At 67.8% G+C, this 20,941-nt stretch carries 20 protein-coding genes and 1 pseudogene; 10 read left to right on the top strand and 11 right to left on the bottom strand.

Translation table 11 applies throughout. The features are described from left to right. Window positions 1–11: 11 nt before the first annotated feature. Window positions 12–1,223 carry an NAD(P)/FAD-dependent oxidoreductase gene (locus tag ACWEJ6_RS45615; protein ID WP_452431651.1) on the top strand — a complete coding sequence of 404 codons (1,212 nt, stop codon included), beginning with the start codon at window positions 12–14 and terminating at the stop codon, window positions 1,221–1,223. 182 nt (window positions 1,224–1,405) lie between these two features. Here the strand turns inward: ACWEJ6_RS45615 and ACWEJ6_RS45610 are convergent, their stop codons facing one another. Further along, complete coding sequence (locus ACWEJ6_RS45610) at window positions 1,406–2,533, bottom strand: hypothetical protein (RefSeq protein WP_452431650.1); 1,128 nt, start codon at window positions 2,531–2,533, stop codon at window positions 1,406–1,408. 167 nt (window positions 2,534–2,700) lie between these two features. On the opposite strand from ACWEJ6_RS45610, the gene ACWEJ6_RS45605 reads away from it, so the two are divergent. Beyond that, the gene (locus ACWEJ6_RS45605; protein WP_452431649.1) at window positions 2,701–3,222 is read left to right on the top strand and encodes an NUDIX domain-containing protein; all 522 of its coding nucleotides are present in this window, start codon (window positions 2,701–2,703) and stop codon (window positions 3,220–3,222) included. Window positions 3,223–3,331: 109 nt separating this feature from the next. Here ACWEJ6_RS45605 and ACWEJ6_RS45600 read toward each other — a convergent pair whose 3' ends face one another. The 8 genes from ACWEJ6_RS45600 to folE form a co-directional block, all read right to left on the bottom strand. Further along, window positions 3,332–4,171 (bottom strand): class I SAM-dependent methyltransferase, encoded by an 840-nt coding sequence (locus tag ACWEJ6_RS45600; RefSeq protein ID WP_452431648.1) that lies wholly within the window; start codon window positions 4,169–4,171, stop codon window positions 3,332–3,334. A 36-nt stretch (window positions 4,172–4,207) separates the two neighbouring features. Next, entirely contained in the window at window positions 4,208–5,128 is a 921-nt protein-coding gene (locus tag ACWEJ6_RS45595) for a hypothetical protein (protein ID WP_452431647.1), read from the bottom strand. Window positions 5,129–5,142: 14 nt separating this feature from the next. Further along, window positions 5,143–5,832, bottom strand: a complete 690-nt coding sequence (locus ACWEJ6_RS45590) for a dTMP kinase (protein ID WP_452431646.1) — start codon at window positions 5,830–5,832, stop codon at window positions 5,143–5,145. After that, window positions 5,820–6,839 (bottom strand): hypothetical protein, encoded by a 1,020-nt coding sequence (locus ACWEJ6_RS45585; protein ID WP_452431645.1) that lies wholly within the window; start codon window positions 6,837–6,839, stop codon window positions 5,820–5,822. The genes ACWEJ6_RS45590 and ACWEJ6_RS45585 overlap by 13 nt, the downstream gene beginning before the upstream one ends. 77 nt (window positions 6,840–6,916) lie before the next feature. Next, window positions 6,917–7,750, bottom strand: a complete 834-nt coding sequence (locus ACWEJ6_RS45580; RefSeq protein WP_452431644.1) for a hypothetical protein — start codon at window positions 7,748–7,750, stop codon at window positions 6,917–6,919. Beyond that, a complete protein-coding gene (locus ACWEJ6_RS45575) occupies window positions 7,740–8,543 on the bottom strand; it encodes a 7-carboxy-7-deazaguanine synthase QueE (RefSeq protein ID WP_452431643.1) in 804 nt (267 codons plus the stop codon). The genes ACWEJ6_RS45580 and ACWEJ6_RS45575 overlap by 11 nt, the downstream gene beginning before the upstream one ends. Before the next feature lie 59 nt (window positions 8,544–8,602). Next, window positions 8,603–8,974, bottom strand: coding sequence for a 6-pyruvoyl trahydropterin synthase family protein (locus ACWEJ6_RS45570; protein ID WP_452431642.1), 372 nt, complete (start codon window positions 8,972–8,974; stop codon window positions 8,603–8,605). Continuing rightward, on the bottom strand, window positions 8,971–9,597 hold the full coding sequence (gene folE / locus ACWEJ6_RS45565) for a GTP cyclohydrolase I (protein ID WP_452431641.1): 627 nt from the start codon (window positions 9,595–9,597) through the stop codon (window positions 8,971–8,973). Before folE ends, ACWEJ6_RS45570 begins: the two co-directional genes overlap by 4 nt. A 172-nt stretch (window positions 9,598–9,769) precedes the next feature. On the opposite strand from folE, the gene ACWEJ6_RS45560 reads away from it, so the two are divergent. From ACWEJ6_RS45560 to ACWEJ6_RS45530, 7 genes are all read left to right on the top strand, one after another. Further along, on the top strand, window positions 9,770–11,065 hold the full coding sequence (locus tag ACWEJ6_RS45560; protein ID WP_452431640.1) for a helix-turn-helix transcriptional regulator: 1,296 nt from the start codon (window positions 9,770–9,772) through the stop codon (window positions 11,063–11,065). Between the two features lie 10 nt (window positions 11,066–11,075). Next, window positions 11,076–11,450: a hypothetical protein gene (locus ACWEJ6_RS45555; RefSeq protein ID WP_452431639.1), complete on the top strand. Its 375-nt coding sequence runs from the start codon at window positions 11,076–11,078 to the stop codon at window positions 11,448–11,450. Beyond that, complete coding sequence (gene fxlM, locus ACWEJ6_RS45550) at window positions 11,447–12,769, top strand: methyltransferase, FxLD system (protein WP_452431638.1); 1,323 nt, start codon at window positions 11,447–11,449, stop codon at window positions 12,767–12,769. The genes ACWEJ6_RS45555 and fxlM overlap by 4 nt, the downstream gene beginning before the upstream one ends. A 25-nt stretch (window positions 12,770–12,794) precedes the next feature. Beyond that, entirely contained in the window at window positions 12,795–14,045 is a 1,251-nt protein-coding gene (locus ACWEJ6_RS45545) for an MFS transporter (protein ID WP_452431637.1), read from the top strand. Window positions 14,046–14,165: 120 nt separating this feature from the next. Further along, a complete protein-coding gene (locus ACWEJ6_RS45540; protein WP_452431636.1) occupies window positions 14,166–14,684 on the top strand; it encodes a DUF6624 domain-containing protein in 519 nt (172 codons plus the stop codon). A 1,163-nt stretch (window positions 14,685–15,847) separates the two neighbouring features. Continuing rightward, the gene (locus ACWEJ6_RS45535; protein ID WP_452431635.1) at window positions 15,848–16,234 is read left to right on the top strand and encodes an SSI family serine proteinase inhibitor; all 387 of its coding nucleotides are present in this window, start codon (window positions 15,848–15,850) and stop codon (window positions 16,232–16,234) included. Window positions 16,235–17,080: 846 nt separating this feature from the next. Then, complete coding sequence (locus ACWEJ6_RS45530) at window positions 17,081–18,133, top strand: AfsR/SARP family transcriptional regulator (protein ID WP_452431669.1); 1,053 nt, start codon at window positions 17,081–17,083, stop codon at window positions 18,131–18,133. Window positions 18,134–18,180: 47 nt separating this feature from the next. Here ACWEJ6_RS45530 and ACWEJ6_RS45525 read toward each other — a convergent pair whose 3' ends face one another. After that, window positions 18,181–18,561, bottom strand: a complete 381-nt coding sequence (locus ACWEJ6_RS45525) for a hypothetical protein (protein WP_452431634.1) — start codon at window positions 18,559–18,561, stop codon at window positions 18,181–18,183. Window positions 18,562–18,915: 354 nt separating this feature from the next. On the opposite strand from ACWEJ6_RS45525, the gene ACWEJ6_RS45520 reads away from it, so the two are divergent. Next, window positions 18,916–20,271, top strand: a complete 1,356-nt coding sequence (locus tag ACWEJ6_RS45520; protein ID WP_452431633.1) for an ATP-binding protein — start codon at window positions 18,916–18,918, stop codon at window positions 20,269–20,271. Window positions 20,272–20,584: 313 nt separating this feature from the next. Here the strand turns inward: ACWEJ6_RS45520 and ACWEJ6_RS45515 are convergent. Continuing rightward, a pseudogene (locus ACWEJ6_RS45515) lies at window positions 20,585–20,941 on the bottom strand (hypothetical protein); the annotation flags it as partial.

Raw genomic sequence — 20,941 nt, 5'->3', positions numbered from 1 at the left:
TTTCCGAGTCGGTGTCCTTCTGGCAGGCGCGGTCGGGATGGCTACCTGGCAAGGCCGAAGTGGTGGTCATCGGGGGTGGGCTGCTTGGCGTCAGTACCGCGTACCGGCTGGCCGAAGCCGGACTGGACCCGCTGCTGCTGGAAGCGGGGGTTCCCGGTACAGGCGCAAGTGGGCGTAACGCCGGCTTCGTGGGGCCGGGCTTGGCCACGCCTTACCCACAGGCCGTCGCGATGCTCGGACGCACTCTGGCCCGCGAGCTGCACCGCTTGACCATCGGCAATGTCGCACTGGTACGCCAGCTCGTGGCCAAGGAAGATATCGACTGCGAACTGTCGGCCGATGGCCAGCTCAGCCTCGCAGTCGGGCAGGCGCAATGGAACGCCACCCGTGAGCAGGCCGAGCTCCTGGCGGCCGACGGATTCCCCGTTGAGGTCGTGGAGCGGGCGCAACTCGGCCGATTCATCGGCACGCCTGTCGCTGAGCATGTCGGCGGCGCGCTGTACCAGCCGGACGCACTGTCGATCAATCCGGTGCGGCTGATCATCGCTCTGGCACATGCCGCCCAGCGGCGCGGCGCCCAGATCATGACCGGCGTCCAGGTACGGTCCATTGCCCACCACAGTGGCCGGATCCAACTCCAGACCAACGTCGGGCCGTTGAGCTGCGCGGCGGCCGTCGTGGCAGCGAACGCCTGGACCCCCGCACTGGTGCCGCAGACGGCCGGGCTGATCACTCCGGCGCGCGCTCAGATGCTCGCGTACGCGCCCGCCGCACCGGTGTTCCGGGTGCCGACGGGCGGCTCGGTGAGCCCGACCGGCGAATACTGGCGGCAGACCGCTGACGGTCAGATCATCATCGGCGGTCGCCGTGATCTGGACGTGGGCTTCGCGACTACCGTGCAAACCCCGACCGATGAGGTCCAGGCGGCCGTCGAGCGGGTCCTGCCCGGGCTGTTCCCCGAGCTCGACTTGCCCCCTGTCACCACCCGCTGGGCCGGGGCGATGGCCCGCACCCCCGATCAGCTACCCATCACCGGCGCGTTGCCCGATGTGCCCGGTGCCTGGTTCGCGGTGGGTTGCAACGGGCACGGACTCGCCTTCGCTGCCTTCCTTGGCCACGCACTGGCCCAGGCGATCATCGACCGCCACAGTCCTGACGTGCTTGAACCCTTCTCACTGGGGCGTCCCACCCTCAATGGTTCGGTACACCCATTTACCGAGTGAACCAACGCGCGGCGGCCCGCGTTCACATGCTGTTGGCCGGATACGAAGGGCTCTCGAGGATCCGGAGACGGCCTCGGATCAGGCCTTGGACACCGATTTCTGCCCTCGCTCAACCTCGCGCAATGCCGGAATGATGGAAGCTGCCATCACACGTGCAAACGCGGCACCCGCACTCCGTGGCGCTACAAGAGGCGCTCGCGATGAGCGGCAGCTTCCTCCCGGACTTCCGCAAAGAACGTCGCTGTGCGGCGCTTCTGCCAGTCCTCCTCGTCGAGGTCTTCAGGTTCGTCGAGCTCGGTCGCGTCTTCGGCGTACAGCAGCCAGCAGCCGCGGATGCCGCTGAGCAGGTCCTCCAGAAGGTCGAGGGCCGGTCGGCCGGGATCCAGCGGCGTGATCCGCAGGCCGAGCGCGTCCAGGCTCGGTTTGGGCTGGTCGTTGCGCTGCTTGTCGAGCAGTTGTTCGGCGGCGGCGATGTGCTGCTGGAGTGCGGTGATGTCAGGGATCTCGCCTTCGGCGACCCGCAGGGCGTCGCGGATCAGGGGCATTACGGCCTGGCGCGGTGTGGCGCCGTCGGCCATCAGTTCCAGAACGAGGGTGGGTGTCTCGTGGGGAAGTGCCTCGATGTTGTCAGCTTCGACCACGAGCTGGGTGGCGGGGAGCCCGGTGGACTCGGCGGTGATGGTGGCGGCCGCGTAGAGCCAGTGTGCGGCGGCGACGGCGGCTGCGGCCGGGTCGATCTCGGTGAAGAGTGCTTCGGGGCCGAAGGGGTTGTCGTGCAGCAGGCTGCTGGCTTGGGCGACCTGGACCGGGGAGGCGTCTTCGCGGGTGAGGGTGACGGCCTGGCGGGCGCGTTCGGTCAGGTTGCCCAGCTCGGCCTGTTCGATGGCGGCCAGTTCGGCGCCCACATCGATGGTGACGCGGGTGGTCAGCTCGGCAGCGTTGAGGGCGTGCAGGACGTGGCCGACCTGGTGGGCGGCTTCTTCGACGCGGATGTAGGACTGGATCATGAAACCGTCGGAGGGCAGATTGGGCCTGGTCAACGCGGTGAGGACGCTGGTGAAGGCGTCGCGTTCTTCCTGCCGGCGTTCGCCTTCGGAGTTGGGTTCGTGGCTGCCGGCGGCGCTGGCCGGATGGGTGTAGCACCGCCAGCAGGCGTCAGAGAGCTGCGTCAGTGTCCTGGCCAGGTGCAGTGCGTCGTGGCTGGGGATCCCCGCAGGAAGGTCGCCTACGTCCACCGCGATGTCTCCCAACCCGGTGTTCCAGGAGGCGATGAGGACGTTGCGGCGTTGATCGACGGCGTACCGGGTCAAGAACGCTCCTCGCGAATGAGCAAGAACAGTGCTGGGACACGCTCAGCATGGAGCATCAGCGGCCGGTTGAGTGCCGGATTCAAGAGGCGCGCCTGATCTTTCGCCCCGTCTGCTGTCAGAGCGAGTCCGGCCTGTGGCTGTTGGGCGTGGCGAGTACCGTGGGGTGGGTGGATCAGCGTGGGCCTGACCAGTACACCTTGCGGGCAGCCGTGATGGACGCCCGCAGGGCAGAAGCCGAGTTCGATAACGCATGCGCCTGGTTGGAGGCGGCGATGAAGGGTCCGATGGACCCTCTCGCGGCCGAGGTATGGGTCTTCGACGAAGCGTTCCGGCATGTGCTGCTGGTCAAGCATCGCTGGCGTGGGTGGGTGCCGCCGGGCGGGCGAGTCGAGCCTGGCGAGAGGCCGCGGGATGCCGCCCGTCGTGAGCTGCTCGAGGAGACGGGGATTTCCGCTGATCTGCTGGAAGCACCGGCGGCGGTGACGGTGCGCTCCTACCACCGAGATTGGAGCGTCACGCTTGGCCTGTCCTATGGAGCCATCGTGGCCCGGTCACTGCAGGTCACAGAGGAGAGCAATCAACCTGTCGCATGGGTTCCTCTCTCCCAGGACTGGGAGGGCGCCTTCCCTGAAGATCGGCCACGCATCCGCCGGTACGCGAGCCAACTGTCCGAGCGGACGGGTGCGTAGCGAAGGGACCGCAGTTCCCGCCGGTCACAGGCTCAGTGGGGTGTTAAGGGTCGCGCTCCTGAGGAGCGCGACGGTCCCATGACAGATGCCGCTGGCACTGAGTCCCTTGTCAGGCTTGGGCAGTGACGACGAGCCAGCGTGTTGTGACCTTCCGCGTCTTGTCGACCTGCTCGTAGGCTTTTCGCAGGATTTCCAGGCGCTGTGTGTGGGTGAGCTGTCCGGGCGGTCGGGCGAAGAGCGGGATCGACAGCCACGCGCGCTTCTCCTCCAAGGTGCCGGTGCGCGTGACGACGTCCGTGGTGACGGTCGCGAACCCGGCCGCCTTCAGTTGCGTCCGCAGGATGGCCGCCGTGGAAGACGGCCGGCGCCTCTGCTGGGGCGGTACGTAGCCGTAGTCCGCTACTGCGATGGCGATGATCAGGTCGTTGAGGGAGGCCGTGGCGTGAGGTTCTCGGTCGGTGAGGCCGGCGAATCGGCCGCCGATGTTGAACACGAACCGCCCGCCCGGCCGCAGCACGCGTCGTACCGCGGCGAAGACCGCGGTGGTGTTGGTCTTCCAGATTGCTGAGTTGCAGATCACGGCGTCAGCCGGCGCGGAGATGTGCTTGGCGAGGTCTTCAGCCTTGGCGGTGATCCAGGTGATGCGAGGCGTGTCGCGGTGGCGCCGCCCTACCGCTTGCATGGCGGGGGCACTGTCGATGGAGATCACGCGACCGTGTGGCGGGAGGCTCTCAAGGAGGACGGTTGCGGTGGCGCCTGTTCCGCCACACAGGTCGATGACGAGTTGCTTGTCGGTGAGGTCGGCGCGAGCGGCCAGGTCTCGGCTGGCGTCGGTGTAGAAGGTGTGCTCGCGGGTGAAGCGGTCGTAGAGTTCCGCGTTGTGTTCGTCGTCCCAGCCGGTGAGGGCATCTGGGCGTTGCATCGGGTTGTTGTCCTCGTAGTTCGTCATGGGCCGGTGTGGGTGCATCGCGAGCTGCGGTCGTGGTCAGAAGAGCGATTCTTGGACGGTGGTCGGCGGTGAAGTGTAGTTGCCGCTCAAGACGCGGTGCCCCTTGAGCGCGTTGAGGTCGAGGACGTAGAGGATCTCGTCGCCGGCTGACAGCCGTGCCAGGGCGTGCGGTCCGGAGCAGGCTTCGATGCTGAACCCGTGCTCGCCGGTACGTAGGTCATGGGGGTAGAGGGCTCGTTCTGGTGAGCGTCGGGGGTCACGCACGGCACAGCTCTCGGCCGATGGCCGCCATGCCTCGCGTTCGGAAGCTATCCCGAGGGCGGCCAGCGTGGTGATCGCCTGGTCGACGGCCTTCGCATGTGCGTCATCGACGTGGCCGGGATCGAAGGAGACCAGCGCCGCGAGTTTTGCCGTGGCACGGATGGCCTGGGTGAGGCCGAGTTCACGACTGAGGGCGTCTTCCAGGTGACGAACAGCGCGCCCGTCTGGTGCCTGGGCGAGGTAGGTGGCGCGGATCGGGCCTTGCTCGTCCAGCCGGGACTTGCGGCGAGAGGCCGTCGCCGTTCCGACCTTGCTGACCGCGTTGGCGAAGGTGGCGATGTAGAGCCAGTGGGGTTGAGCCATGTAGGCGGCGAGGGCAGGCGTGGCGTGGCCGCCCTGGTGGATCTGGTGGGCGAAACGGAAGTCGTCCCGCTCCAGGCAGTTGGCGCATTGGCCGCCGCGCTCGGCGAGGGCCTGCTGCGGGCAGGACAGGGGCCCGACATGGACGGTGTCGGTGAAGGCGTAGCGGCCGGTGCAGAATCGGGCCGAGTCGACCACCTTCAGCCCCAGGTGCCGCCTGACGACCTCGATCTGCCCGAGAGTGCCGGTCGTGGTGTCCGCCAGGAGAAGGGTGGGCCTGCCGGTGGCCCAGGTGATGCCGTGCCACAGGTATCGCCGGTCGGGTTCGAGCTGCATGCGGCCTTCCGGGTTCAGGAAATCTGGATGTCGAGGCGTTCGGACAGGAGCACGATCGTCTCGGCCAGGACGGCGTCCGCGTCCTTGCCAGTGACGTCCATGGACGCCCAGGTCGCATCGGTCGCCTGCCGGCGCAGTTCCTCGGTAACACACGTTTGGTAGGAGATGAACGCCTCGCTGGTGGAGCCGGTGCGGCCTGCCTCCAGGGCGGTGAAGTCGCCGTTGCGCCGGCGTAGGGCCTCATCGGCACTGATGCGGAGAAACAGAATGAGGTCGGGCTGGGTGAGGTGGGCGAAGAGCTGTCGGGCCAGGTCGGTGGGGACGTCAGGACAGACGGCGTAGCGGGCGAGGATCTTGTGGTGGGCGTTGTCGAGGATGACGTGGACCCCGGCTCGCAGGGCAGGCCGGATGATCAGCCGGTCCTGGAGGGCGTACCAGGCGGCCAGGGCGCAGAGCCAGTAGTGGTTGCCGCAGGCGGCGCCCACGGTCGGGTCGCGGCGGTACACGACCGTGTTGACGCTGTCCACGTAGGCGGACAGCTCGGCGCTCATCGGGACCTCGGTGGTGTGCTTGCCGACGAGGATCGCGTTCTTGTTGGCGTCCTTGAGCGCCGCGTGAAGGGCGGCGGCCAGCGTTGATTTGCCGGCGCCGTCGATGCCGGTCACCGTGATGAGCTTGCCGGGTGCGCCGGTCAGGATGTGCACGCGTTGGTTCCTTCGCTGGTTCGTGTCGCGGGGATGCTCCGTAGCCGGAGCCGGATGATTTCGTGGATGCGGTCGAGGAGGACGGCCCGCTGTTCGACGACGGTGGGGAGTCGTTCGTTGGACAGGTCGGCGGGATAGGGGCAAGCCAGGTTGTTGGAGATGACGTGGAGATAGCCGAACTCGATGCCGGCGGTGTGGGCGGCACGTCCCATGTGGCCGATCTCCGGGTCGACGAAGTGGTGGCCGTGCTGGCGGGCCAGCCAGTTGGTGTCCTCGAACAGGATGGAGGGTGAGGTCACGTGGGTGCCGGAGCGGACGTCCGGCTGGCCCGCGGCGAGGTCGCCGAAGAAGTCCCGCCAGCTCACGCGACCGTCGGGCAGGACGCTGGTGTGGCCGGTGGCCAGGCGGGTGTTCGGCGCGATGTGCGGGTCGAGAGAGCCGACCTTGCCGACGTAGACGATGCGGCGGGCGCCCAGTGCGGCCAGGCGGGCTACGACGCGGCCGGCCACGTCACCCCAGATGCTGTGCAGGTAGCCGAGGTAGAGCACGCGTCGCCCGTCGACGTCGGTGCGCTGCCAGGCGTGGCCGGGGCCGTGGGTCCAGGCGGTGACGTTGGCGAACCGTTCGAGGCCCCAGCCGACGACGATGAGGTCGTCTGCCGAGGCGTCGATGTCCAGCCGGTCGACGGCAGCTCGGCAGGTGTGTTCGGAGGGGAGCGTGTAGTCGACTTGGCCGCGGTAGCGGCCGACCATGTTCAGGTAGGTCGCGATGATGAGGGCGTAGTGGTGGACGTAGTCCACGCCGGGGAAGCACTTGATGATCAGGTGGGTGCCCTGGACGTGGGCGGTGGGGCGTTGCCAGTTGAACAGCTTGTCGTTCTTCTCATGGGCCGAGATCAGGCAGTGGCGGTCGTAGTCGGCGACGACCGAGATGCGGGCCCAGTCGTAGTCCTGGATCAGGTGATGGACCTTGATCTTCAGGTAGCGCAGCAGGCTCGCAGTGTTCATGGTGTGCCGGTAGAAGTCGATGGGGGATGCTGCGAGAGCCCTTTGCTCGGACGCGTGATCGATGAGTGTCGGGCTCGTCATGAGGCCGTCCGGATCTCGATGGGGCAGCCGGCGGCGTACCGGACAGCCTTGATGTTGTCTTTGATCAGTGAGAACCGGCCCGATTCGATGTGTTGCACGGTCTCGACGCGCGGAGTCCGGATCTTCTCGTAGGGCCCGTCGGGCAGCATGCGGATGCCCATGGCGCCGAGCAGGACCGGCGCGGCGGCGTCGACCGAGCTGATCCATTCGTGCCGGCGTTGTTCGAGGAGCTCCAGATGACCGGTCCGGCCCAGGCCCAGCAGCCGGTAGATCCGTCCGGGGTCGACCATGCCGTGGGCTTCGAGGTGCTCTGTTGCGGTGAGGCGGTTCTTGGACAACGCGTTGCTTGGCTTCTTGCCACGGGAGGCGGGGAAGGCGATCGCGCCGACGTAGTCGCGCGTGATGAAGTGGTCGTAGCAGCGGTGCCAGTCCTCGTCGGTGGCGGCCTGGACGACCGCGCACAGCCGGAACTGTTCGCTTAGGTCGAGGATCTGTGCCGCCGCCAGGTCGCTGGCGCGCATGGTAGCGGAGGCGTCACCGATGACATCAGGCAGGATGATCTCTGCGGCGTTCACCGCTCGGGCGGCTCGGACGAGCTCGCACGGCTTGAGCGACTGGCCCAGGTCGAAGACGCCGTTGTCGAGGATGATCGTGGCGCCGCGGCGTTCCTCTTCGAGGAAGAACGCCCGGTAGGGCGGATCGAGCAGGACGCGCTGGGCCGCCACGTGGTGGACCGTGGCGGGCGTCTGAGCGACGAACTCCCGCAGATAGGCGGCGGGAGCGATGACGGAGAAGCTGATGCCGTGCGACGGGGTGCGGCTACCTGGCACGCTGACCGCCCCAGATCAGCACGTGCTCACGGGTGGTCAGGTTCCAGCCGTGCTGAAGCGCGGGGGCCGCGGCCATGCGCATCTGCTCCATCACGCGCTCGGGGGTGTTGCCTTCGGGGCTCAGCCAGATCTCGGTGAGCCCGAACTCCGCCTGAAGTGCGGCGACCTCCGCCAGGTCGTCCACAGTGCTGACGACGAACTTCCATCTGGCTCGGCCGCTTGCTTCGAGCTGCCTGATGGCGTCCGGTTTGATGCGCTTCTTGCGCGGCACCGCGGAGCTGGTGAGTTTGAGGCCGGCGTTGAAGGCCACGCCCGTGGCGACCAGGTCGGGGCCGGGCTTGATCGTCGCGTTAGTCTCGATCTCGACGTGCCGGCCGGTCAGCTCCGCCTGGTGCGCGAGGTGCAGGACGGCATCTTTGTGGAGGAGTGGTTCCCCGCCGGTGATGACGATCAGGTCGATCGGGGGGAGGGTCGGGTCGGCCGTGGTGGGGTCGAGTTGGATCAGCTCGTCCCAGATCGCCTGTGGTGTCAGGTGCCGTGCACCTGCGGAGAGGTCGTGCTTGGCGCTGTTCCAGGTGTATTCGGTGTCGCACAGCATCGAGCCTTGCGCCGGACTGTGACGGCTGGTCGGCGCGTCGGTGTAGCCGCAGGTCAGGTTGCAGCCCAGGAAGCGGACGAAGAGGGCGCGACGGCCGAGGTTCACTCCTTCGCCCTGGAAGGAGTAGAACAGTTCGGCGATCGGGGCGGGCCGCTGTCCGGTCGGGATGGCGATCGGTAGCAGGTCGGCGGACATGGGTTTCCTCTCGGTGGGATCGAGATGCGGGTTACGCGTCCGGGGGGGAAGCCCCTGGGTCAGGGTCGGTATTCGGCCCAGGTGGCGGGCGTTTCGCTGACCCGGACCGCTTCGAGAGCTGCGGTCGTGGGCAGCGGGAGGTTCGTGGCGCACCACTCGAACAGGCAACGTGCGAGGTTCTCGCTGGTCGGCTCCACGTCGAGACCGGTGTTGAGCGCTTGGTGGTCGAAGTGCTCAGCCAGATGCTGCTTGACCGGAGCGAGGTCGGCGAAGTCGGCGACGAAGCCGGGACCGGTCAGCTCGGTGGCCGTCACCACCACCTCGACGGTGTAGGAGTGGCCATGCAGGCGGCCGCACTTGTGTCCCTCGGGCAGGCCGGCCAGATGGTGAGCGGCCTCGAAGGTGAATCGCTTACCGATACGGAAGGTCATGCGGCTCTCCGCGTCTGTGGTGCGGCGAGTTGCAGGAACTCCGCGCGAGCGCCGGGATCGTCCCGCAGATCACCTCGGCAGGCGATCGTGACCGTCTCAGCACCCTGAGCACGAACTCCGCGCCTGGTCATGCACAGATGCTCGGCCGCCAGGACGACACCCACCCCGCGGCACTCCAGCCGCTCCTCCAGGAAAGCCGCGATCTGCTGCCCGAGCTCCTCCTGTACCTGCATGCGCGCCGCGAAGGCCTCCACGGCCCGGGCCAGCTTCGACAGGCCGGCGATCCGAGCAGCGGGCAGCACGCCGACGTGCGCGACCCCTGAGAACGGAAGCAGATGGTGCGCACACAGCGAGGTGAACGGCACGTCGCGCGCCAGCACCAGCTCGTGCTGCCCTTCCCGGTTGGGGAAGGTGGTGAACTCCCAAGCCGGGCAGTTGAGCAGTTCGGCCAGCCCGGCCACCATCCGAGCCGGTGTCCGGTCGGCGGCCTCACTGCCGTTGCTCACGCCGATGGCCGCGAGAAGGGCTGCGGCGGCCTGTTCGGCTGCTGCGACGTCGATGCCTGGCGATCCTGGGATGAAGGTCGCGGGCAGGCGATGGTTTTCGGGGTGTGCGATGAGCACCTGATGTCCTCCGATCGAAGTTTCCGGCGGGCACCCCAAGCCAACCGTCCGGTGAAGCGCCAGGCCACGGCATCGATGCCGCATCGATGCGGCACCTTTGCGGCATCGCAGCCGGTGATCGTGCATGTGCCGTACGCTGCACTTGACGGAACGACGCGGGCGGAGGTGCGCCTTGGCGGCCAAACGCAGGCGCCTTGCCGAACGGAGGAAGGCGCTCGGCTACAGCCAGGAATTCTTCGCCGACCAGCTCGGCATCGACCGCACTACGGCCGGGCGGTGGGAGCTGGGCAAGACCGAGCCCTGCCCGTACATCCGGCCCAAGATGTGCGACCTGCTAAAGGTCACCCCGGACGAGTTGGATGGCCTTCTCGCCCTTCGTGAGGAACCCGAGCAGATCTCAAATTCGGTCGTCATCGGCAGGGTCGTGACTGAAGCCCAGCTGATGGGTGAAGGTGACGACATGTACCGTCGTGACCTTCTCCGCCTGCTGAGCATCGCCGGCACGCTCATGGTGCTTCCCCAACCGGCCACCGCCGACGTCCAGGAATGGGCCGGCCCATCCGACGAGGCCGACGACGTCGAACAGCACGCGCTGCTCAGCGGCCATCTCTGGCAGGTCTTCGCCTTGTCCAAGTCGAAACGGCTGGTCTATCCGCTGGTCCATGACCAGCTCAAGCTCCTGGTCAAGCAACTGGACCAAGCTCATTCAGCCCGAGCCCGCCATCAACTGTGCGTGGTGGCCTGTGACCTCTTCCAACTCGCGGGAGAGATCTGCTTCGACAGCAACCGCTACACCGACGCCGCCTACTGCTACACCATGGCCGTCAGCGCCGGTCGCGAAGCTCGCTGCTACGACCGCTGGGCCTGCGCGCTCACCCGCCAGGCGTTCGTCAACCTGTACGAGCACGAGTATCCCGAGGCCACCGCGGTGCTGTCCGCGGCCGCACGCATCGCCCAGCGGGGTGACAGCCGGCTGTCCACGCGGCACTGGGTCGCCGCCGTCCAAGCCGAGGCCCACGCCGGACACGGCGACCGGGCAGCATGCGAACGCGCCCTCGCCGTCGCGGACGAAGTCCTTGATCTCGCCGATCCCGCGAGTCCTGGGGGATGGCTTCGCTTCGACGGCTCTCGCCTGGCTGATCAACGTGGTACCTGCTACCTGACCCTCGGCCGAGCCGATGCGGCCGAGGCCGCACTCCTCGCCGCCCTCAACCAGGCCACCTCGCTCCGGCGCCGGGGCAGCCTCCTCACCGACCTGGCAGCCCTCGGCCTCCAGCGACGTGACCTGGACCAGTTCCTGCACTACGCCGGCGACGCCGTGGACCTGGCCGAGCAGACCCAATCCGCGGGCTACGTCGGCCGGAAACTGCACGGCATTCAACAGCAGCTCCAGCCCCTTCTCTCCGACAGCCGGGTGATACAGCTGAACGACCGCATCGCCCACCTGTCGGCCCCCGCCCCACACTGAGAGGATCCCGATGCAGAGCACGACGGACGAGCAGGGCCGCATCTTCCGCGAGGCATGGATCGCGGGAGTGCACAAGCACTTCCCTGGAGAGCCCAAGCCCTCCTACATCACCCCGTGGGAGGAGACACCCGAGTGGGAACGCCAGGCCGCCGCCGCTGTCAGCAGTCAAGTGCGTGCCTTCGTCGAGATCAGCGCCGGCCATACGGCCAAGCTGACCCGCGAGCAGAAGGGCAGATTCGTCGCGTTGTGCTGGATCACCCAGATCCATAAGCACATCGACAACCCTAAGCCGTCTTACGTGGCCGACTGGGACGAGCTGCCCGAGTGGCAGCGCGAGACCGATGCCGACATCTTCGAACACATCGAGAACAGTGCTAGCGGATGAGCTGGACTGACTGCGATGACCCAGCATGTTCATCAGCCGAGAAAGCGATGACACGCGAGGCCCGCACACCCGAGCTCGCTAACATAGAGCAAGTGTCATCTGACAGTCCGTCATCAGTCCAGTCTCCCCATCGCCTCCGCGATGCGATGGTCGCCGAGCTGCGCGAGCGCGGCGCGATCCGCTCCTCCGAGATCGCCGCCGCCTTCGCCAAGGTGCCACGCGAGAAGTTCGCCCCCGAAGTGCCCGTCTCCGCCGCCTACTCCACGCGCGACACCGTCGTCACCAGGCGCAACGCCGACGGCAAGGCCACCAGCTCGATCAGCGCCCCCTGGCTGCAGGCCGAGATGCTCGAAGCGGCCCGCCTGCGGCCTGGGATGCGGGCGTTGGAGATCGGCAGCGGCGGCTACAACGCGGCGCTCATGGCCGAGCTCGTCGGCCCGGACGGGTTGGTGATCAGCCTGGACATCGACCCGTTCGTCACCGACCGCGCCACCCGCTTCCTTGCCGAGGCCGGCTACCCGCAGGTGAAGGTGGTGCTCGGGGATGCCGAGCACGCCGCCGACGAGCTGGGGCCGTTCGACGTCATCCTCGTCACGATCGGCGCCTGGGACTGCCCCTGGGGCCGGCTGCTGGCGCCCGGCGGCCGGATGATCGTCCCGCTGCGGTTCTGCGGGCTCACCCGCTCCTTCACCTTCGTCCGCGACGGCGATCACTTCGCCGGCCTGGACCCCGTCATGTGCGGATTCATCCCCATCCAGGGCGCGGGCGCGCACCACGAGCATGTGGCGGCCCTGGCCGGCGGGACGGTGAACCTGCTCATCGACGCCGGCCCTGCCCTCGACGTCGCGGCTCTGGACCAGGTCCTGGACGGCGACCGTATCGAACGCTGGACCGGCGTCACGGTCGGCTACAACGAGCCGTTCGACACCCTGCACCTGTGGGTTGCGGCCCAGACCGAGACCTTCGGCGTGATCTGGGCCGACCCGGAGCGCGGCAGCGACCGCATCGAGCCCGCCATGCGCTGGTTCACCCCCGCCCTGATCACCCCCGACAGCTTCGCCTACCTCACCATGGGCCCCGAGCAGAAGGACGCCGAGAGCGGGAAACGCCGCTACGAGATCGGCGTCCACGGCCACGGCCGCCACGGCGACGCCCTGGCCCGGCAGCTCGTCGAGGAGGTGATGACCTGGGACCGCGACTGGCGTCGGCATCCGGGTCCGGACTTCAGCCTGCATCCGATCGACGCCACCGTGCCGGCGCCGGCCATCGGCCGGGTCTTCCCCAAGCGCCACACCCAGCTGGTCATGGCTTGGATGTGACCCTCCGCAAGGGGAGGGTCTGCTCGTGACGCATCCTCGCCTGGCCGCCGCCGTCGAACTGCTGCGTACCAACCCGCGCTATCGCCGGTACGCGCTCGCCCGGATCTCCTCCACGATCGGCAGCACCGTCGCACCGCTGGGGCTGGCGTTCGCCGTGGTGGACCTCGGCGGCGGCGCCACGGCGCTCGGCCTGGTGCTGATGAGCGGGCTGTTGATCTTCCTCGTGGTCACGCCGGTTGCCGGCGTGCTGGCCGACCGGCTGCCGCGGCTGTCCATCATCGTGGCCTGCCAGCTCGTCAGCGGCGCGGCTCAGCTCCTCGCAGCCGGGATGGTGCTGAACGGCGCCGCCTCAGTGGAGGCGCTGGCCGGGCTGACGATGGTCGCGGGTGCGGCGGGCGCGTTCTTCCAACCGGCCGCCAAAGGGCTGGTGCCGCAATTGGTGCCGCCGGGGCCGATGCTGGTGCAGGCCAACGCACTTCTGCAGATCTGCTTCAACGCCGTCGCGATCCTCGGTCCCGGGCTGGCCGGCCTGGTGATCGCCGCCATCGGTCCCGGGCTCATCCTCGCCTGGGACGGCATCAGCTTCGTGGTCTCCGCCGCGCTGTTCCTCACCCTGCGCCCATCGCCTGGCGGGCGCCCGGTGCGGCGGCGCTTCCTGGCCGACCTCGCCGAGGGATGGACCGCCTTCACCGAGCGCCGGTGGCTGTGGGCTCTGACCGTCTTGAGCATGGTGACCTCATCCTGCTGGGCGGCGGGGATGAGCGTGCTCGGCCCGATCTATGCCACCCAGCACCTGGGCGGCGCCGCCGGCTGGGGCCTGGTCAACTCCGCGATCGGCGTCGGACTGGCGTGCGGCTCGATCATCTCGCTGCTGTTCCCACCCGCCCGCGTCGGACTGGTGCTGTGCGCCGGCGCCATCCCGGAAGCGCTGCTGCTGGCGGGAATGGCCGCTGACGCCTGGCTGCCGGTCCTGGCCGTGGCCGGGGCACTCACCGGTGCCGCAGGGACACTCAACCTGATCGTGTGGACGTCGTTCCTGCAAGAGACCATCCCCGAGGAACAGCTCAGCCGGATCGTGGCGGCCAACGCCACCCTCGGCAGCTTGCTGGTGCCTGTCGCGTATGCGGTGACGGGGCCCCTGGCGGACGTGGTGGGGGTGCGGGCCGTCCTGGGGGGATGTGGGTCTGTCGTCGTGGCGGGGGCTGTGGGCGTCGTCAGCCTGCGAGCGGTCCGCCGCCTCCGGGCGGGCGACCACCAGGGCATGACCACCGGCTGAGGTACACCCCGCAGCAGAACGGGCACGCTTTCCGGGAGGCGGACGCATGGTCGGAAATGCCGAGGGCCGCTTTGAACAGCTCACCAGGTCACGATGCCTCAGATATTCGAGGGAGCGGACGTGCTCGATCCCGGGTTACGTGATGAGCTGCTGGCGCGGATGGAGCGTGATCAGCAGGTGCGGCTGAGTCTTCCGGTGGGGGAGCCGCTGTCGGCGGAGCTGCTGGAGGAGTGGGAGCGGGTGGACACCGACAACACCGAGTTCCTCAGACGGGTCATCGACGAACACGGCTGGCCCGGCCACGACCTCGTCGGCGAACGCGCCACCCAGGCGGCCTGGCTGCTGGCTCAGCACGCCGACCGCGATCGCGACTTCCAGCGCCGCTGCCTGCCGCTGCTGCGCGACGCCGTCGCCCGAGGGCAGGCGACAACGCGGCAGCTTGCGTACCTGGTGGATCGGGTACGGGTGCACGAAGGACGTCCTCAGGTGTACGGCACCCAATATCGGCAGACCGCCGAAGACGGGTTCGGCCCGCACCCCATCGAGGACCCCGAGCACCTTGACGAGCGCCGCGCTGAGATGGGTCTGGAGCCTCATGCCGAGTACGACCGGCACATGCGCCAATACGAACAGAGTTGAGAACGCGTCATCCGACGCAGTATCGGATTCGTACGGAGCATATTGCTGCTGGTGAAGTCTCGCGCAGAGGCATTGGCCGGCTTTCAGCCCAAGAGGCGATGGCATGCGACGTTGCGCACCCGGAACTCCCACTTGCGCGGTGGGAACATCTCATCGCACTTCATCCCGAGTAGTGATGAGCCTTGATCGCGTACGAGGGGCGTCGGCGAGTGCGCGGACGGACCGTTCTGTCCGCGCTTTGAGCGAGGACCGGGCCGGAACGAGTGACGACCGTTTGCGGTGCTGGCCTGCCCCCGTGGCCGTCCGAGATCGCGGCGACCGCGTGGCTCGTCGACAGGCACATGGTCGCTGACCATGCCCACGTGCTTCGTGGTGCCAGCTTCATCGCTTCGATGTGCGGCCATCCCACGGGGGAGAGCGGCTGGCGCCGCATCGGGCGAGGCGGCTGAAGCGCCCGGCTTACGCCACAGCTGAGAGGCTGCCGGAGCGCCATCGCGAGTGACATCTCGCTGAGCGTCCGCGGCCTGCGGTGAGGAGTTCTGCTGGCCGGTGGACATGATCGACCCTCCGCCTATGGCCACAGCGGCCACGGCGGCGGCTCCACCTACCAACATCAGAGCCTTGACGGGCACCCGTCCACGAGCCCGCTCAATCTTCTTGCGCATGTCCTGCCCCCCGGTGCGCTTGATCATCACGCGTGCGCAGCGTATCGGCACCTCTTGGTGCCCGGCTCAGGACTTTGATCTCCCGTAGGCCATTCCTGGCCGACTCGTTCACGGAGCCGTCAACCCTGGAGATGTAATCGGGTGCCAGCAGACGATTGACCCAGCGATGTCCTGATCATCGGAACGGTCACCTGAGTCAAGCGGGCTACATTAGGTGGTGCAAACATGAGAGTGGGCATTTCGCGAGTTCCGGCATCAGCGATATCTCATCGCTCTCCATGCTCGCGATTTTGGCTGCCCCTGCGAGGGGGCAGTTCCGGTTAGGCGACGCGGATAGGGCGCTTCGCCGTGCCAGAGACGTGCCACGAATGTGTGGATTTGTTCTCTTGGTGAGTGCGATCTCGTCTCGTGAAGCTTACTCATTGGATGCGAGGCGAGAGGATATGGCTTACTGTAGTGTTACGATCACTTTAAGTTGCCAAGGCGTTTGGAGCGGTGATGCGCCTCCCCTTGCTGATCACTGGCGTCGGTCTCTCTGCCGGCCTCGTTCTCGCAGCCATCCCGGCCTATGGGGCTGCCCGGCCGAACGCGGTCGTCCTCACCGTCACGGCGTACGGAAACAGCAGTCTGAAGATGGTCACCCTGCAGTGCCCAGGCCTGACAAGGGGGCACCCATACGGTGAGGTCGTGTGCGTCGTCATCGACGCTGTTCGTGGAGACCTCGACCGTCTTCCTGGCGACCCGGGTCGCCGGTGCAGCGAGAAGCGCGACCCCGTTACAGCGACGATGTACGGTCTGTGGCGGAACCGGACCATCGGCTGGCAGAAGACTTTCCCTAACGCCTGTGCGCTTGCTGCCAAGACGGGTCCGGTCTTCCGCTTCTGAGGAGCAGCGACGGCGTCGCTGCAGGCGGCACCGAGTCGACATATATGAGGAAGTGCCTGTGCGCGCAGTGCGCGGCCGGATCTCAACTTTTGTGATGTGCATTCCATTTTGGGAGGGTGCCACGAAGGCCTTGGTGGTAAATCGGCTGACGTGTCAACCCTCTGGCGAAGCCTAGCGCTTCGGGGATGCCTTCCCAGCGACCGGAAAAGAGCTTCCGGGGCTTTTGGTCGAATTGCCATCACGGGCGCCTTGGTGGCCGCCTTTCTGGATGGCTCGGGTATGGCTTTGGCTGGTGCCGAGCCATATTGTCCGCCGGTTCCAGAGGAAACGCGCCAGATGTTCGATATGGAGAAACTGTGCGCATTGGTGCATCGGGATGTTGCCGAGGGACGCGGGCTTTCCAACCTCAATGAGCGGCTGGCAGAGTCTCAGCGTGTGCCCCCGGAGGCGGAGCCATCTCCGCGGCCACGAGTGCGTTCGACGCCGAAGCGCTCGGCTCCCAGGGAAAGGTTGCCCAGGCCTGCGCCCCTTGTGCGGACACCTCGAGGGGAAGACAAGCCGCGCAGGTGGCGTGAGGTGGATTCGCGGACGTATCGGTCATCGAAAGCAGTCGCGGGTAGGCGCCGTAACGCCAGGAACGTTCATCGTCGGCATGACCGTCATCACGACGTTCGGTCGCCACGGCGTCATGCCGAGGTCGGTCCTTCCTCCTCACCGCTGCCATCTCTCGCATCTCCTTCACCTGCGGCGACCCGCAGTGAAGCTCATGCACCATGGCAGCGTGCGGCGGGGGCGTCCGATGGGCAGGGGCGGCTTGTCGCTGCGCTGCTGTTCGGGCTGGTGGTGATGCTGCTGGCCGCTGTGTTGATCCACCGCCGGCGTCGTTGGCCGGGAACGGCGGTTTCCGCCTCTTCGTACGCGGTGGCCGGCGGGCGCACTGATGAAGGAAGAGGCGGTGATGCGGCCGCTTCCGTTCCTGGACAGACGCCATTGATCGATGCCGCGGCCGACCCCGTGGCCGGTGCTGCCGCGGAGGCGCAGATCATGGCGCCTGGGCCGGGTATGGGCGAGGAAGATGCCGGTGAGCCAGGCGTCGTTGACCTGGGAGATACCGCATCAGCTTCTCGTGCTGCGGAGTGGGTGGATGCGGCGTTCGTGACGGAGCCGGGTAAGGGGAGAGCCGAGGTGCTCGGAGGGCTGCGGCTGTCGTATGACGGCGTGGAGGTCTCCTTCGGCCGTGTCGTGGCGTCCGATCTGTTCGCCTTGCTGTCGACCTCCCAGGAAGGGCTGTCGACGGAGAGCATCATCGACACCTTGTGGTCGGGCGACGGTGAGCGGGGTGTTCGCTCGTTGGAGTCGGCGGTTCGGCAGCTCAACCAGGTGATGCGGCAGGCGTCTGGTCATGCGGCGAGCGTGAAGTTCGTGGTGAAGACGCGGCAGCGACGCCACTTGGCGCCCGCCTACTTCGACGTGGACTACTGGCGATTCGAGAAGGCCTATGTCCGAGCGAACAGCACGGGCCAGGAGCCGGATCGGCTTGCTGCGCTGCATGAGATGCTGGCCCTTTATCAGGGACCGTTGCTCGCTGGGCGGGATGCCCTGTGGATTCTCCCGCTGCGGCAGGCCGCTCAACGGCAGGCGGTCGATGCGGCCGAGCGGCTGGCCGAGCTGGTGCGCGGGGACGCTCCGGATCGCGCGTTGGACGTGCTGCGGTTGGCGGTGGAGCGCATCGACCCGTACAGCGAGCTGTTGTGGTGTCAGCTGATGACGATCCAGGGAGAACTGGGCCGGACCTCAGCCGTACGGCGCTCGTTCGGGCTGTTGAGGGAGCGCTTGGCGGAGATCGACGCGGTCCCGAGCAGCGAAGTGCTTCACGTCTATGAGCGCTTCCTCCGTTAGCTGGCCGCGGTGGGAGGGAGGCGGCGCGGTCCTTATCTGGTGGCTCCTCAACGGAGGAGGCGTTGCTCGCGCGTGGTGTAGGTGGCGAGCATGCCGGGGGAGAGCAGACGGGCGGGCTGGGTGCCGTAGATGCGGGCCAGGAGGTGCAGGGTGTGGACGGAGGGGCGTCGGCCTGTCCGGGGCCACAGCTCGTGGTCGTAGAGACGGGATTCTCGTAGCCCCGCGCCGGTGGTGTCGGCGAGCCGGTGGAAGGCCTCGACCGTTTGCGCTGCGGTGAGGCCGGCGGCGTGGCGGTAGAGGCGTAGTGGGGTGGCGGGGTGGTCAAGGGCGAGGATGATGGCGATCTGGTCGATGGTGAAGCCGTGCTGGCGCAGGTATCGGCTGCGGCGGCGGCAGTCGAGGAGCGTCTGGTAGCCGGTGCTGGTCACGTGGTGAGGTGTCCTTCCGTCCTGGTCGTGGCGGTGTGTGGCCCCTGTGGGTGCGGGGTCGAGGGACGGTAGGTGGGCTGGGCCGAGGGGCTCAAGCTTCTGCGTGGGGTGATCGCCGGGGTATCACGCGGGCGGCTGGTAGGCGTGTGCGCGATGTTGGTGCTGGTCGGCGCGGTAGAGGGTGGGGGTTTCGGGTTGGTGATGTGATTCGGGTGGCGAGGTGGGTGATGGTGCTGGCCGTTCCCGGATGGGCCGGGGGCGTGGCCGGAAGGGACAGTCAGCATGGAGCGCCGCACGCAGCACATGTCAGCGGAGCCGAGCCGCCCGTTTGGATCGTGGACGGACCGTCAGCCGATGGGGGAGGAGTTCCCGGATCTGGCGCCGGGGCTGGTGATGTCGACCTTCCGATCGCGGGAGCTGTGGGGCGGGATGGCTTGGCGCCAGGCGTTCCCGGGACGGGGCGAGCAGTCGGCTCCAGCGCGACGCATGGTGGGGTGGCTGCTGGCCGACACCGGACGGAGAGAGGATGCCGAGTGGGTGACGGCCGAGCTGGTCAGCAACACCCTGCGGCACACGCGTTCGGGGCAGGCGCGGGGGTTCTTCGTGGTGGAGGTGCTGCGCGGCACGGACGTGGCGCGCATCGTCGTCTATGACCTGGGCGGGGGACCGGTTCCGGACTTCACGCAGACGTCGGGTTCCATACCGGGGCTGGCCGAGCACGGACGCGGGCTGGCCGGCGTGGCTGCGCTGGCGACCCGGTACGGGGCGGCGGGGGATCCGAGTACGGGGCATGCGGTATGGGCGGACCTGGCCCTACCCGGGGAGGGGGTTCAAGCTGCAGCAGCTGGCGATGCGGCCGGTGCTGGCGGGCGAGGGCCGGAACCGGGCGGGCTTCACAAGTTGATGTCGATGTCGTCCGGGGAGGCCACGAAGAACACGAAAGGTGTGATTACTGGCATCAGCCCTTCACCGTTGGATGAAAGAACCTCTAGTGGTTCGGCGGCTGGCCTGAAGTCTTTCCCTCGACGGGAGGGGGCGTCGACACAGGAGGCGGATCAGGCGTCGGCCTTCGGCCAAGAGCCGTGGGCGCAGCAGGCACTGGCTGGACTGCGCCGGGACTGGCCCGATTGGGCCTTCCTGGTGGTGCGGTCGCGGTGGCTCGCGATGCGCGGCCCGCAGATCGTGATCAGCGCGGCTGGTTCGGAGGAACTGCGGCGGGCCCTGCCACCCATTCCGCGCAAGCCCCTCTCGATCGGAAGCGAATCGGGCGCATCCGTTCTGAACGAATACCGAGCTGCGCAGCCTTACCCTTCGGCGACCGTGTCTGAGCTGCTGGGGGCGCAGCCGCATGAGGATCGCAGGCGGGCGGGCACGTCATCGCCACCGGCGTCGGGGACCGCCATGGGCGGGGACGGGGGTGTCGTGGCAGGGCTGAGCGGCACGCTGACGGCGGTTGCGCCGCTGTCAGCGGTAGTGGCCGCCGAACGGTCGGGGACAGGCACGTGGGCGGTAGTCGCCGCGGGCCCGGCGCGGGCGGCCTGGTGGCCGCGTGTGTGGCCGAAGCGGTGGCGGGGCCGCTCGCGGGCAGGAGCACGAGTTCCTGAAGGTGATCGGCGGGCTGCTCTGAGCGGTCTGCCTGCTGGGGGTGGGCCTCGTCATCGCCGGGTCCGGTCGAAGCCCATCGCCGTGGCCGCTGTCCTCGCTACCTGAGGTCAGGCGTCCCCCGAGTGATAGCGGGGCTTGACACCTGGGGCCCAGATGGGTGTCGATACCGGTCCGCCCGCCCATGCGTCCGGCGCGGACTGGCGCCGGACGGCTGGACAGGTTAGGGCGGGTCGGCCTCCGATGGGGAGGAGAACTGCGCCTGAGGCGGGAGGCGGCGGTCGGGGTCCGCACCGGGTGTCGCGTCCGCTGTTGCGGCTTCATGGACGGGGCGTTGTTCGGTGTCGTCTTCGGTGTCGCGTTTTGTTGTCGCGTTCGGGGTTGCCGCTGAGAGCGCCCCACCTGCGGAGGTGCCGTTTGCTCAGGTCAAGCGGGTTTCGGCTGTTGCGATGGGCGCCCCGAGTCGCCTTAAGGCGACTCCTGGAATATGTGTGCGGGTACGTTGGCGTGCTGCGTGGTCCCACGCCGGTGTGGTTCCCGTCGTCGGCTGCCTTCCGTCTCGTCTCGCTGCATTTCGACTGGTGTGTTGCTGGGTGCCGGCTGGCCGGCCCTGGTGAGGCTTGCCGAGAAGGTCCTGGGCGAGCAGGTTCGTCCCGCCGCCCGCCGCCCGCCGCCCGCCGCCCGCCGCCCGCATCTGCAGCGTGAAGGAGTACCCGAACAGGAACGAGAAGATGATGTAGAACTTCGTCAGCACGAACGCCGTGATCGCCAGAGCCAC

The sequence above is a fragment of the Nonomuraea sp. NPDC004702 genome, assembly GCF_053601695.1.
Note: the sequence above shows the minus strand (reverse complement) of the source record. Positions and strands in the feature narration are given on the sequence as shown.

Coding starts and splice junctions, on each gene's coding strand:
- ACWEJ6_RS45600 (WP_452431648.1), bottom strand. CDS start 4,171: ATGACGAACTACGAGGACAACAACCCGATGCAACGCCCAGATGCCCTC.
- ACWEJ6_RS45595 (WP_452431647.1), bottom strand. CDS start 5,128: ATGCAGCTCGAACCCGACCGGCGATACCTGTGGCACGGCATCACCTGG.
- ACWEJ6_RS45585 (WP_452431645.1), bottom strand. CDS start 6,839: ATGAACACTGCGAGCCTGCTGCGCTACCTGAAGATCAAGGTCCATCAC.
- ACWEJ6_RS45575 (WP_452431643.1), bottom strand. CDS start 8,543: ATGTCCGCCGACCTGCTACCGATCGCCATCCCGACCGGACAGCGGCCC.
- ACWEJ6_RS45570 (WP_452431642.1), bottom strand. CDS start 8,974: ATGACCTTCCGTATCGGTAAGCGATTCACCTTCGAGGCCGCTCACCAT.
- ACWEJ6_RS45555 (WP_452431639.1), top strand. CDS start 11,076: ATGCAGAGCACGACGGACGAGCAGGGCCGCATCTTCCGCGAGGCATGG.
- fxlM (WP_452431638.1), top strand. CDS start 11,447: ATGAGCTGGACTGACTGCGATGACCCAGCATGTTCATCAGCCGAGAAA.
- ACWEJ6_RS45535 (WP_452431635.1), top strand. CDS start 15,848: ATGCGCCTCCCCTTGCTGATCACTGGCGTCGGTCTCTCTGCCGGCCTC.
- ACWEJ6_RS45530 (WP_452431669.1), top strand. CDS start 17,081: ATGCTGCTGGCCGCTGTGTTGATCCACCGCCGGCGTCGTTGGCCGGGA.
- ACWEJ6_RS45520 (WP_452431633.1), top strand. CDS start 18,916: ATGGGGGAGGAGTTCCCGGATCTGGCGCCGGGGCTGGTGATGTCGACC.